Raw genomic sequence first — 12,195 nt, 5'->3', positions numbered from 1 at the left:
TAAATTAGATAAAAGGTGATGCGATGGCGAAAGAAACGATTCATTTTCGGGCTTCATGTATAAAAACGCTTTCAGCAGTAGAGGCAAGACCAGAAAGATCAAACCAACATGAATTTAATGGTGTAAAAGAGCTAAAATCTCTATTTGGCTTAGCTGGTTTTAGCAAAGATGCTGTATTTTCAATCCGAGGCGAGGATGTGAACTGCATAGCTAATATAACATGGTATGATGCCAGAGAAGCACATCCAACACGCTCAGAACATCGTCTTTACTTCAATGAAAATGTTGTTATGCAAATGGCAAATGAAGGCGATAACATAATTGTAGGTTTTGACTCCACTGATAACATTCACATAATATTGATAAAGAGTGGACTATCAGAAAATGAAAGTATAAAAGGATGGAGAGTTGTTTGACATAGAAATCACATGAATCATTTCACTCTATTTAAAGTGCTCATCGTAACGATGAGCCATATTTACAACTAACAACTCTCAGTATCACACGAAAAAATAACATTTTCAATTTAGTGGTTATTAGTGAGTTAACTCTGTAAGGATGTTATTACTTACGACATAATAATTTACTTCAACAGTTCACATTTTTACCAGCTAATCCGCCTTTACCATAACTCTTCCATTTATATTCCACACAACAAAACTGGTCCGATATGAATTCAGCGGTGTTCTTACCAACACGGTGTATCCTTCACCTGCGATAAAACTAAACTCACCGATACCTGGAACACACTTGTTGGCCTCCAACGTTATCGGATTGTAAGCATATGATTTTTCGTATACGTAGGTATCGCCTCCTTGTTTCCAAATGGCGATATTCAGTATGGATTCTTTTTTACGATATCGCTCTCATTAAAAAATGACGCAGACTTTACCATCTACGATCTTACTTTGTACTTGATAAAGGTTAAACCTGTCACCCGTTGGGCAACCCGAAATAAAAAAAGGAAGAAGAAGGAATAAATATTTTCTCATAATGGCAGCCCTGCGCTTCTGATAATGGGATGAAATTGTGACAATGTCCTTCTGTCCACTATCCCGATGAGTTTCCTGTTTGGCAAGCGGAAGAAGGTATTCGCCCCATATCTCTTGAGAATGAAATAGTCCGCAATTATCGATACTTGCTGTTCCATGCTGTAGTGGCGTAGTAAAGGTTGATCAAGCCGATATTGATAACTTACCGCCAACTGTGAAGCCCACGGGTACGAACCCACATGCCCTTTTGGGGCTACCAAACGTGTGCCATCTCATGAATAAAAAGATGCTGAGCTTCAGGATCCTGGCTCGCATAATCCTTTTTATATAAAGCGCTGCGAAAGTACAGCTCCCCCATTCGGACTCATCGCCGTGTACTGATTCTGCAACTCATACGGCAGATAGCTGTCGCAGTGAACCAACACGCTTTGATAGAAAATGGTGCTGCCAAACACTGAACGCGCCAGATTGACTTCGCCCGGCGTTAACGCCCGCGTGCTCCCTTCCTGTTGTGGCTCCATCCTGGAATTCCTTGATCCGAAAGGGTTCAATGAAACGCCATTTTAGCCTTTAAGGTCAATCAGATAGACCTTAGGAAAACATCAGGAAGCTCTGATTTTTACGGGAATGGGAAATACGTCAATACAGAGTAAAGTGGGTAGGTAATTGCGGCAGGCAGATCCCAGGCACAAAAAAACCACCTTTCGGTGGCTTCTTGTTTGCGCGGTACTTAATGGTGCCGAAGGCCGGACTCGAACCGGCACGTATCTCTACGGTTGATTTTGAATCAACTGCGTCTACCGATTTCGCCACTTCGGCACTGAAGTAGTATGCGGAAAACGGGTGCATTATACCTTCCCGCGATCCGTGCGCAAGAGTTATCAGGCATTCAATGAGTTAAATGTTGAAAAAAGCGTCACAATCCCCGTTTACCCTCTTATTGCGGCGTTTGCCGCATCTTCCTCCCACACTTTCACCCTCCTCGCAACAAAATCGCAGATCCGATCACAATTTCACCAAACGCTGATTTTAAAGCCATATGAAAGAGAATAAGGTGAACAAATAAAATTAAATGAAAACAAAAGAAGGATAAACGCAATGAATGAAACAACCAGACGCATGGCCAGGTTGATCGATCTGAGCGCGGTGCAGGCCACCAATACCGAGGAAGACGTGCGCCACTGCGCCGCACTGGCCAGTCGCTATCGCATTATCTCGGTGCACGTGCTGCCGTGCTGGACGCGTTTCCTCAGCACTTTGCTGCCGGAGCGCGGCCAGGCGGACGTGATGATTGGCGGGCCGGTCGGCTTTCCCGGCGGCGGGCAGACTACCGACCTCAAGGTGCAGGAGGTGCGCCAGCTGATCGCCGAGGGCGCGCGCGAGGTCGATATGGTGGTGAACATCGGCAAGGTGCTGTCGGGGGATTACGACTACGTGCGCGAGGATCTGCGCCGGGTAGTCGAGGCCGCCGCGCCGGTACCGGCCAAAGTCATTCTGGAGACGCACTATCTGAACGAGCAGCAGATCCGTCGGGTGTGCGATATCGCCGTCGAGGTCGGCATGGCCTGGGTGAAAACCTCCACCGGCTGGGCACCGACCGGCGCCACGGTAGAGAAGGTAGCGATCATCGCCGATCAGCTGCGTGGCCGCATCCAGATCAAAGGGGCCGGCGGCATTCGCGATCTGGACACGGTGCGCGCGCTATATCGGCTGGGCGTGCGCCGCTTTGGCATGAGCGCGTCGGCCACCCAGCGTGTGCTGGAGCAGCTCGAACAGGATCCAGGCCTGTTCCCGGAACTGAACGATAACTAATCTTGCGCGATCCCAGCGCACGCTTCTGCGGGTGGCCCGCGCCATCCGCCACGGGAGTGATAACAATGAAAGATTTACTTCTTACCCTTGATATCGGCACCGGCAGCACCCGCGCCGGGCTGGTCACCAACACCGGGGAAATCCTTGGCTTTGCGCAGCGCGAGTACGAGCAGATCACGCCGCAGGCCGGCTGGTCGGAACAACCGCCTTCGCTGTGGTGGCAGTGCGTCTGCCAGTGTACGCAGGAGCTGCACGCGCGCTACGCCGAATACTGGCCGCGTATCGCCGCCGTCGGCGCCTGCGGGCAAATGCACGGCACGGTCTTGCTCGATGCCGACGGCAAACTGGTCGTCGATCGCGCCATGCTGTGGAACGACAAACGCGCGCAGCCGCAGGTGGCGCGCTTTAGCCACCAACAGCCGCCGCAGCCCTGGCTGGAACTGTTGAACAATCCCCCCACCGCCGCCTGGCCGGCGTTCAAGCTGGCCTGGCTGCGCGAGCATCATCCATCGCAGTGGGAGCGCATCGCCACGGTGTTGATGCCGAAGGATTACGTCAATTTCCGGCTCTGCGGCGTGCGCGCCACTGATTACAGCGAGGCCTCCTGCTATTACCTGATGGACAGCGCCACGCTGCAGTGGTCGCCAGAGGCGCTGCGGCAGTTCGGGTTGCGTGCCGATCAGCTGCCCGCCATCCATCTCTCCAGCGAGGTGATTGGCCACATTACGCTCGCAGCGGCGAGCGCCACCGGTCTGCCGCCGGGCGTGCCGGTGGTGGCGGGCACGGCGGATATGGCCGCTACTCTGCTCGGTTCCGGCGTCTATCAGGCCGGTATCGCTTCCGACAGCACCGGCACCTCCACGTTACTCACCGTGGTCTCGGAGCACCCGCTGCTCTCTGCCAGCGTCAACAACCTGCACCTGGCCAACTCGGCCTGGGGTGGTTTCACCCTGCTCGACGCCGGTGGCGACGCCATGCGCTGGGCGCGTTCGGCGCTGAGCACCGGCCAACTCAGCCACCAGCAGATGCTCGATATGGCGGCCGAGGTGCCGCCGGGCGCCGAAGGGCTGCTGTTCCTGCCCTACCTGACCGGCGAGCGGCTGGCGGAACACACCAACTCGCGCGCGCAGTTCTTCGGCCTGCAGCGCAAGCATAGGCAGCCGCATCTCTACCGCGCGGTGCTGGAAGGGGTGGCGCTGGCGTCCTTGCGCAATCTGCAGCAGCTCAGGCGCCACGCACAGGAGCCGGAGGCAATGATCGCTTCGGGCGGTGGCGCACGCAGCCCGCTGTGGCTGCAGATCAAGGCCTCGGTCTACAACCTGCCGCTGCTGCAAACGCGCAATCAGGAAAACGGCACTACCGGCTGCGCGATAGTTGCCGGGGTCGGCGTCGGGTTGTTCAGCAGTTTCGCCCAAGGGGTGAGCCGCACCGTCAGCATCGAGCGCGAATTTACCCCCGATCCGCGCCAACACGAACACTACCTGCGCTGCTTCGAGCTGTTCGAACAGCTCTACCGCCAGGCGCAACCCCTCTACGAGCAGCTTGACGTTATTAGCTCGTTCTCTTTTTCTCCGGATGAAGGAACACCGCAATGAGCGACTCTCTGATTAACAAAGGCGACGTGGCACAACACGCCGCGGCCGAAAGCATCGACCGCAGCGCCTATCTGCCCGCCACGCCTTGGCTGCAGCTGATGCTGGTCTGCTGCCTGTTCGCCCTGTGGGGCATGGCCGGCAACCTGAACGACATTCTGATCGCCCAGTTCAAGAAGGGGTTCGATCTGTCGGATACCCAAACCGCGCTGGTGCAATCGATCTTCTTCCTAGGCTACTTCGTAATGGCGCTACCCGCTGCGGCGGTGATCAAACGCTACTCATACAAGGTGGCGATCGTGATCGGCCTGTGCCTGTACGCGCTCGGCTGCTTCCTGTTTATCCCGGCAGCGCAGATCATGACCTACGGCGCCTTCCTGGCCTGCTTGGGGGTGATCGCCACCGGGCTGTCGTTCCTGGAAACCTCAGCCAATACTTACTCCAGCCTGCTGGGGCCGCTGGAAACCTCCACCCAGCGCATCAACTTTTCGCAGATCTTCAACTCGCTGGGGATCATTTTTGGCGTATTGATCGGCCAGCAGCTGGTGTTCGGCAAAAACGATCCCAGCCACGCCGAGCTGCTGCAAATGCCACCGGCGGCGGCCGAAGCGGCACGCACCCAGATGGTGTCGCAGGTGGTCACGCCTTATCTGATCATCGGTAGCGTGCTTATCGTGCTGGCACTGATCTTCGTGGCGGTGAAATTCCCCGCCTGCAAAACCCAACGCTCGCACCAGGGGGTGGGCAAGCCGCTGATGCAATCGCTGAAAATCCTGCTGGCACTGCCGCGCTTCCGATTGGGGGTGCTGTCGCAGTTCCTGTATGTCGGTGCGCAGGTGGGGCTGTGGAGTTTCACCATTCGTTTTGTACAGATGATTGAACAGGGGGCAAGCGAGCATTCGGCCACCTACTGGCTGTTGGCCACGCTGGTCTGCTACTCGGCCGGCAAGGTGGTCACCACCGCGCTGATGAAAAAGTTCAGCCCGGCGCGGTTGCTCGGCGTGTTCTGTTCGGTATGCGTGCTGCTGTTGCTGCTGGCCGTCAACATCCAAAGCCTGCTGGCGGTGGTGGCGATCATGGGCGTCAACTTCTGCATGGCGCTGTGCTGGCCAACCAACTTTGGCCTGACGATCAAAGGGCTGGGCGAAGAAACTCAGGTGGCCGGTTCGATCGTGGTGATGTCGATCATCGGTGGCGCGGTGGTGCCGTTAATCATGGGCATCATCTCCGATCTCAACGGCGGCGATATGCAGATCGCCTTCGCGGTGCCGCTGGTCTGCTTCGCCTACGTCGCTTTCTATGGCTTCTACTGCGCGCGCAAGGGGATTTGATATGGCACACCGGATTAACGGGTTGATGCACGTCGGTCTGCGCTGCGCCGATATCGAACGAGCCGCCGGCTTCTATCGCTCACTCGGTTTTGAACCCCAGCAAACGCTGACGCTCGGCGGCCCCATCGCCGTACAGTTTTTGCAGTTAGGTGAGCTAACGCTGGAGTTATACCAGTTACCTGACGAAGGGCTGACTCGCCCCGCCAGCACCTATGGTATCGACCACATCGCTTTTCGGGTCACCGATCTGGCGGCCACGCAGCATTGGCTGGCGGCTCTGGGGTATCCGGTGATTGAAGGGCCGACACTGCAACCCAGCGGTGCCAACGGCGTGCGCTATCTGATGATCGCCGGGCCGGACGGCGAACGGGTGGAGTTCAGCCAACCGCTGTAATGTTTCTTCCCACATAGCACAAGGCCCGATGGCGGTTATAAGCCATCGGGCCTCATTCGCTTTTTTTGTCAGCTCACGAGCCTTTACCGCCATAGCCATGCACCTTATCGGCCATCGCCTACATTTCCTCAATCGCCCTACCGGGCAGCACCAAATAATCCCCAGCCGCAATGACAACACTGCAAATAATTGCATAACAATGTGTCAGCCAATAAAAAATGAGTTTGCGCAACATTCCAGGAACAATATTTTTTCATTTATGGTAGTCATGACTGGAATAAGCCAATGGGTACGGGGTTGTCAGGAGAGGGATGTTATTTGTTGAGATGGGATTTTATCTGGAACCAACAGAAAATAGCGTGCATACGTAACAAAACAGCCACCCAAAGCTAAAAACCAGCAGAGAACACTTGCCTCTGCTGAGTTGATAGCTTTAAGATGGTGTAAGAAAATTTTCCCTGGTGTTGGCCGATCTTGGCAGCCTGACCCTACGAGGTCAGGTTTTTTTTATGTTTTTTTCGTCGAGAACTGACCAGAAAAGTGTATCGCCTTAGGGAGTTAGAAGCTAGTTAGACTAAAGTATAGTACCTTACTAGACCTTCATTAGGTCAGTTAGGTTATTATTTCACATAGCGGAAATCGGCTGCCAGCACTATTTTTCGCTCAGTATCTCAGCCGCCACGGCGTTCTACCAAGACCACTACACGTGGCTCATTTCACACAACAACCCAACATACCCGCAGAAACATCACGAAATAGCACCGTTCCTGTCATTACAATAATGTGATCTCTATCAGATATTTTTTAAGAGCGGACTTGGTCACGCAGGAGTACAGCTCCGAGGACATACTGTAAAAATCACACTGGCCGCCATTTTCACGCTTATTCCTCTGCGGGACGACGCAGTCATGCCTTATAGGCAAATCTTCAGTAGGAAAATATCACCAATTCACTATTAAAATAATTAAGACACCATTCATTATAAAATCACCAGTTAATATTTCGCCATGGCAGACAAGGCCGGGCAGCCCATGATAGCAATTCTGGAATCCTCTCCTGTCTTTAATCGGCCAGGCCGTTCAATTTCGCCGGCCTGCTGTGTTCACTGTGCCATTGCCCTGAAACTGCCTCGCGGCACGGCATAATAAGGTTAGCGCCGATCGCTTAAAAAGCCTTATCATTCTCACGCACCGGCATGCTCGTAGTGAAACTTCGCTGATGTTACTGGATAAAGTTATTTCTCTTAATTTATTCAAAGGTAACATTATGTTTAATATTTACAGCACCAACTACGCATCAATGAGCACCGAAAAATCAGCAGATCTTTATGTTTTAAGGAAAAATGTCTTTAAAGACAGGCTGCAATGGGCCGTGAACTGTTCAGACGGCAAGGAGCTGGATGAGTTTGATAATGATAAGACAAACTATATATTTGGCGTAAAGGACAACATGATAGTTTGTGGTACCAGGATGATTGATATGAAACACAAGAATATGCTGAACAGCGCATTTTCCTCTTTCTTTCATGACATCGTCATTCCAGAAGGGAATTTCATCGAATCCACACGCTTTTTCGTCGATAAAGAAAGAACCCAGTCACTGCTGGGTCGCCGGTTCCCTGTGACTCTGGCGCTGTTCTTATCGCTGATCAACTATGCGCGGCAACACGGCTATGACGGCATACTGGCCGTCTCCAGCCATCCGATGTTGCATATCATCAAAAGCTCCGGCTGGAACGTCACGCTGCTGAAGACAGGCATATCGGAAAAGAACGAGCCCGTTCATTTGCTGTTGGGCCACGTTGATCGTCAGAGCCAGGAGGCATTAAAAAACAGAATATTCAAAAAGTTGAATACGCAAGACGAGCACATGCTAAACGCCTGGCCGTTGAGCGACGAACCTGCGTTCTAATCACCCCACCGGTTTAATCAGCTGAAGTTCCATCCCTAAACGGATAGCATGCCGGGCATTCGCCACCCCCAGCTTTTTGACAATGTTCCCCATATGAAACTTGATGGTGCAGGTTTTGATCCCCAGGATCATACCCATTTCCTGGTAGGTTTTCCCTACGCTGGCCCAATAGAGGATCTCGTTTTCTCTCTCGGTAAAACGGGCGTTTTTTTCTTGGCGCGCGGTGTTTTTTTCGGACAGTGAAGTCAGCGTCAAATACATCTCATGGGTCGATGCCAACAGCAATGAAATATCGCCTTTATGCTGATTCAGCATCTGCATGGTTTCCGCCTTGCGCTCGGCAGCGAGGGTAAAGGAAAGGGTCACCAGATTATTATTAAAATCATGCAACACGAAGGTATAGCCGTCGGCTACGCCGAATTCGCGTGCTTGCTCGAACAACTCAGAAAAGCGGAAGCCGGCACCGGCCATCAGATTTTCATCCCAGGCAAAAGGCGTCAGGCGATTGAGCGCCGTAATGACTACCGGATCGGTATATTGTAGCCCTTGCTCTTTATATTGCTTTACCCATTCACCGGGATAATTGGTGACGCCAAAGATACATGACATATCTTTCTTGGATAACACCACGTAGGCCCAGATAAGCTCGCCGAAATCGCCTAATGCCGCTTCCAGATGCTTGCTGATAATGTGACTGATATTCTCTTCATATTCCATTAACTGCCTGCCCCGCTACCCAATACGCTGCTGGGTAGACTATACCAAAAAGGATCGACGCGCCGTAACCTTCACATTCTCCTATGGGCAGTCCGGCTGCGGTAGCCGGCAAGCCGCTTTGCCTGCGGCCGATGTGCAAGGTATATTAGCCGCACATCCATTGTGCCGGTCAGGAGTGAATGAGTGAGCATGTTCGCAGAAGAGCGCCAGGAAAAACTTCTCGCCATTCTCAAGGAGAAGCGCAAGCTCTCCGTGGGGGAAATGAGCTCGCGCTTTAACGTCTCCGGCGCCACCATCCGCACCGATCTGCGCATTCTGGAAGACGCCGGCATGCTGACGCGCACCCACGGCGGTGCCATTCTGCGCACCCGCGCCAGCTTTGAGGTCAGTTCCGATCAGCGTGAAGAGGTGAACCTCAACGCCAAAGAGCAGATCGGTCAACTGGCCGCCGGCCTGGTGGAAGACGGCGATATCATCGTGCTGGACACCGGCACCACCACCCTGCAGATCGCTCGCCATCTGCGCCAAAAGCGCAACCTGACCGTGGTTACCAACGATTTCATGATCGCCAAGAGCCTGGAAGACGTCGAATCGATCCAGATCATCCTGCTGGGCGGCATCGTCAAAAAGGGTTATCACTGCGCGGTCGCCATCAACGGCCGTTCACTGCTGGATACGCTGAACATCGACAAGGCGTTTATGGGCACCAACGCGCTGTCGTTGAAACAGGGCGCCTGCGTGGCCGATATCATGCTGGCCGAAACCAAGCGCGCGATGGTGGAACATGCCAATCAGGTGATCGTGGTGTGCGATCACTCCAAGCTGAGCAACACTTCGCTGGCGCAGTTCGCCTCCCCTGCCCAGATCGACGCCCTCGTGCTGGATCGCCTGCCGGAAGACGCGCAGGCCTATCAGGATGCCGGCATTGCGCTGCTAAGCGTCGGCTGATCCCTTCAACAAAAAAGGCGCGGCCCCACGGCCACGCCTTTCTTCACTACCGCTCGCCCCGCTACTTGCGTTTGAGCAGCATATACACGCTGATCAGCAGGAACAGCATGCTCGGCAGCAGCGCGCCCAGCACCGGCGGCATGCTGTATACCATGCTCAGCGGGCCGAAGATCTGATCCAGCACGTAGAACAGGAAGCCGAAGCTGATGCCGGTCACCACGCGGATGCCCATCGGCACGCTGCGCAGCGGGCCGAAGATGAACGACAGCGCCATCAGCATCATCACCGCCACCGACAGCGGCGAGAAGATTTTGCTCCACATATTGAGCTGGTAACGGTTGGATTCCTGGCCGCTCTGCTTCAGGTACTTCACGTAGTTGTGCAGCCCGCTGATGGAAAGCGAATCCGGATCCAGCGCCACCACGCCCAGTTTGTCCGGGGTGAGGTTGGTTTTCCATTCGCCGGTCAGCGTCTGGGTACCGGTCACCTGTTTCGGGTTGGTCAGATCCGAGGTGTCCACCTGCGAAAGCTGCCACAGACCGTTCTCAAAGCTGGCGGTAGCCGCATAGCGCACCGTTTCCAGGCGACGCTGATCGTTGAAGTGGTAGATGTTCACGCCGGAGAGTTCTTTATCGCCGGAGACGCGCTCGATGTAGATGAAGTCGTTGCCGTCCTTCGCCCACAGCCCGCTCTTGGTGGAGAGCAGCGAGCCGCCGTACATCTGCTGGGCGCGGTAGTTACGCGCCATCTGCTCGCCCTGCGGCGCCACCCACTCGCCGATCGCCATGGTCAGCAGCACCAGCGGAATGGCGGTTTTCATCACCGAGCCGGCGATCTGCAGGCGGGTGAAGCCGGAAGCCTGCATCACCACCAGTTCGCTGCGCGTCGCCAGTTGGCCCAGGCCGAGCAGCGCGCCAAGCAGCGCCGCCATCGGGAAGAAGATCTCAATGTCTTTCGGCACGCTCAGCAGGGTGTACATGCCGGCGCTCAGCGCGGTGTACTCGCCCTGGCCGACCTTGCGCAGCTGATCGACAAACTTGATGATGCCGGACAGCGACACCAGCATGAACAGCGTCATGATGATGGTGTTGAAAATCGTTTTACCGATATACCGGTCTAATACGCCAAACATCAGGCCGCTCCTCTCAGGCGTGCGCGCAGCTTGCGCATCGGCACGGTATCCCACAGGTTCAGCGCCAGCGCGATCGCGAAGTAAACGCCGTTAACCAGCCACAGCCACAGCATCGGATCCAGCTTGCCCTTGCCGGCGTTGGAGCGCAGCGAGGTCTGCAGCAGGAAGAAGATCAGGTACAGCAGGATGGCCGGCAGCATGCTCAGCACGCGGCCCTGGCGCGGGTTCACCACGCTGAGCGGCACCACCAGCAGCGCCATCAGCGCCACCGACACCACCAGCGTCAGGCGCCAGTGCAGCTCGGCGCGCGCGTCCGGATCGTCGGATTCCCACAGCGTCTGCATCGACATCTGTTCGGATTCGGTGTTATCCGCCGCCACGGTGCGGTGGCCAATCACCGCCTTGTAGTCGGTGAAGTCGGTAATGCGGAAGTCGCGCAGCAGCGCGGTGCCTTCAAAGCGGGTGCCCTTGTCGAGCGTCACCACCTGCGAGCCGTCTTTCTGCTGCACGATGTTGCCGTGCTCGGCCACCACCACCGACGGGCGTTGGTTGCCGTTCGGCCGCAGCTGCGCCAGGAACACGTCGTTGAAGGTGCTGCCCTTCACGTTGCCGATGAACAGCACCGCGTTGCCGTCCTGCGAGGGTTTGAACTGCCCTTCCGCCAGCCCGGCGATGCTCGGGTTGGCCTTGGCTTCGTTCACCACCACGTCCTGATAGCGCGAGGCCCAGGGGCCGGCCCAAAATACGTTCACCGCCGCAACCGCAGAGGTAAGCAGCGCCAGGATCATGGCGGCGATAATCAGGGTGCGTTTGCCCAGCCCGCAGGCGTGCATGACGGTGATTTCGCTCTCGGTATACAACCGGCCAAGCGTCATCAGCAAGCCGAGAAACAGGCTCAAAGGCAGGATGAGCTGCGCCATTTTCGGCACGCCCAACGCGAGCAGAGAGAGAACTAAGTTTGTCGGGATATTGCCGTCCACCGCGTCGCCCAACACCCTGACCAAATTCTGACAAAAGAAGATCAGAAGCAGGATGAACAGGATGGCGATTTGGCTCTTGAGCGTTTCCCGTACCAGATATCTTATGATGATCACGCTTATTACGCCTGTGAAAACTTGTCTTTTTGCAGGAAAATCGATAATTTCATCGTTAATCCGCCATTTATTCTCATCATATGGCAACCTTCACAGCTAAAATAGTATTACAACATCAAGCCGTTTGGGTGTCCTATAGGAACTTGCTTATAGTCGCCAAAACAGAGCAATTTATGCCGTTCAGGTTAACATAATCCGTTAACTCAAATGGCAGGAGATCGTTACGGAGTCGGTTATTCTAGCCGTAGCGTCCGCCTTTGTCTTTAAGATTC

General features: G+C 54.6%; 11 protein-coding genes, 1 tRNA gene and 1 pseudogene. 7 read left to right on the top strand and 6 right to left on the bottom strand.

Annotation, left to right across the window (positions count from 1 at the left end):
- Nucleotides 1-23: 23 nt before the first annotated feature.
- Nucleotides 24-416, top strand: a complete 393-nt coding sequence (locus AC6BYQ_RS20305) for a type II restriction endonuclease (RefSeq protein WP_498057446.1) — start codon at nt 24-26, stop codon at nt 414-416.
- A gap of 195 nt (nt 417-611) precedes the next feature.
- Here the strand turns inward: AC6BYQ_RS20305 and AC6BYQ_RS20300 are convergent.
- The 3 genes and pseudogenes from AC6BYQ_RS20300 to AC6BYQ_RS20290 form a co-directional block, all read right to left on the bottom strand.
- A pseudogene (locus tag AC6BYQ_RS20300) lies at nt 612-992 on the bottom strand (putative T6SS immunity periplasmic lipoprotein).
- 323 nt (nt 993-1,315) lie between these two features.
- Complete coding sequence (locus AC6BYQ_RS20295) at nt 1,316-1,513, bottom strand: hypothetical protein (RefSeq protein WP_498057445.1); 198 nt, start codon at nt 1,511-1,513, stop codon at nt 1,316-1,318.
- A gap of 213 nt (nt 1,514-1,726) precedes the next feature.
- A tRNA-Leu gene (locus tag AC6BYQ_RS20290) sits at nt 1,727-1,811 on the bottom strand.
- Between the two features lie 279 nt (nt 1,812-2,090).
- Here AC6BYQ_RS20290 and deoC point away from each other — a divergent pair.
- The 5 genes from deoC (at nt 2,091) to AC6BYQ_RS20265 (ending at nt 8,032) form a co-directional block, all read left to right on the top strand.
- Nucleotides 2,091-2,804, top strand: coding sequence for a deoxyribose-phosphate aldolase (gene deoC / locus AC6BYQ_RS20285; protein WP_498057444.1), 714 nt, complete (start codon nt 2,091-2,093; stop codon nt 2,802-2,804).
- A 65-nt stretch (nt 2,805-2,869) separates the two neighbouring features.
- Complete coding sequence (locus tag AC6BYQ_RS20280) at nt 2,870-4,399, top strand: xylulokinase (protein ID WP_498057443.1); 1,530 nt, start codon at nt 2,870-2,872, stop codon at nt 4,397-4,399.
- Nucleotides 4,396-5,727 (top strand): L-fucose:H+ symporter permease, encoded by a 1,332-nt coding sequence (gene fucP, locus AC6BYQ_RS20275; protein ID WP_498057442.1) that lies wholly within the window; start codon nt 4,396-4,398, stop codon nt 5,725-5,727. Before AC6BYQ_RS20280 ends, fucP begins: the two co-directional genes overlap by 4 nt.
- 1 nt (nt 5,728) lies before the next feature.
- Nucleotides 5,729-6,121 (top strand): VOC family protein, encoded by a 393-nt coding sequence (locus AC6BYQ_RS20270; RefSeq protein ID WP_498057441.1) that lies wholly within the window; start codon nt 5,729-5,731, stop codon nt 6,119-6,121.
- Between the two features lie 1,218 nt (nt 6,122-7,339).
- Complete coding sequence (locus tag AC6BYQ_RS20265; RefSeq protein ID WP_080352413.1) at nt 7,340-8,032, top strand: acyl-homoserine-lactone synthase; 693 nt, start codon at nt 7,340-7,342, stop codon at nt 8,030-8,032.
- Here AC6BYQ_RS20265 and AC6BYQ_RS20260 read toward each other — a convergent pair whose 3' ends face one another.
- On the bottom strand, nt 8,033-8,749 hold the full coding sequence (locus tag AC6BYQ_RS20260; RefSeq protein WP_033636878.1) for a helix-turn-helix transcriptional regulator: 717 nt from the start codon (nt 8,747-8,749) through the stop codon (nt 8,033-8,035).
- Between the two features lie 189 nt (nt 8,750-8,938).
- Here AC6BYQ_RS20260 and AC6BYQ_RS20255 point away from each other — a divergent pair, with 189 nt between their 5' ends.
- Complete coding sequence (locus tag AC6BYQ_RS20255) at nt 8,939-9,697, top strand: DeoR/GlpR family DNA-binding transcription regulator (protein ID WP_498057475.1); 759 nt, start codon at nt 8,939-8,941, stop codon at nt 9,695-9,697.
- 61 nt (nt 9,698-9,758) lie between these two features.
- Here the strand turns inward: AC6BYQ_RS20255 and lptG are convergent, their stop codons facing one another.
- Both lptG and lptF read right to left on the bottom strand, forming a co-directional pair.
- On the bottom strand, nt 9,759-10,829 hold the full coding sequence (gene lptG, locus AC6BYQ_RS20250; RefSeq protein ID WP_019453290.1) for an LPS export ABC transporter permease LptG: 1,071 nt from the start codon (nt 10,827-10,829) through the stop codon (nt 9,759-9,761).
- Nucleotides 10,829-11,923 (bottom strand): LPS export ABC transporter permease LptF, encoded by a 1,095-nt coding sequence (gene lptF / locus AC6BYQ_RS20245; RefSeq protein ID WP_019453291.1) that lies wholly within the window; start codon nt 11,921-11,923, stop codon nt 10,829-10,831. The genes lptG and lptF overlap by 1 nt, the downstream gene beginning before the upstream one ends.
- Nucleotides 11,924-12,195: the final 272 nt, after the last annotated feature.

The sequence above is a fragment of the Serratia sp. LTN-2 genome (genome assembly GCF_059740205.1).
This window is presented reverse-complemented; position numbering and strand designations above follow the sequence as displayed.

Coding starts and splice junctions, on each gene's coding strand:
- AC6BYQ_RS20295 (WP_498057445.1), bottom strand. CDS start 1,513: ATGGAGCCACAACAGGAAGGGAGCACGCGGGCGTTAACGCCGGGCGAA.
- fucP (WP_498057442.1), top strand. CDS start 4,396: ATGAGCGACTCTCTGATTAACAAAGGCGACGTGGCACAACACGCCGCG.
- AC6BYQ_RS20305 (WP_498057446.1), top strand. CDS start 24: ATGGCGAAAGAAACGATTCATTTTCGGGCTTCATGTATAAAAACGCTT.
- AC6BYQ_RS20265 (WP_080352413.1), top strand. CDS start 7,340: ATGTTACTGGATAAAGTTATTTCTCTTAATTTATTCAAAGGTAACATT.
- lptG (WP_019453290.1), bottom strand. CDS start 10,829: ATGTTTGGCGTATTAGACCGGTATATCGGTAAAACGATTTTCAACACC.
- AC6BYQ_RS20280 (WP_498057443.1), top strand. CDS start 2,870: ATGAAAGATTTACTTCTTACCCTTGATATCGGCACCGGCAGCACCCGC.
- AC6BYQ_RS20270 (WP_498057441.1), top strand. CDS start 5,729: ATGGCACACCGGATTAACGGGTTGATGCACGTCGGTCTGCGCTGCGCC.
- AC6BYQ_RS20255 (WP_498057475.1), top strand. CDS start 8,939: ATGTTCGCAGAAGAGCGCCAGGAAAAACTTCTCGCCATTCTCAAGGAG.
- deoC (WP_498057444.1), top strand. CDS start 2,091: ATGAATGAAACAACCAGACGCATGGCCAGGTTGATCGATCTGAGCGCG.
- AC6BYQ_RS20260 (WP_033636878.1), bottom strand. CDS start 8,749: ATGGAATATGAAGAGAATATCAGTCACATTATCAGCAAGCATCTGGAA.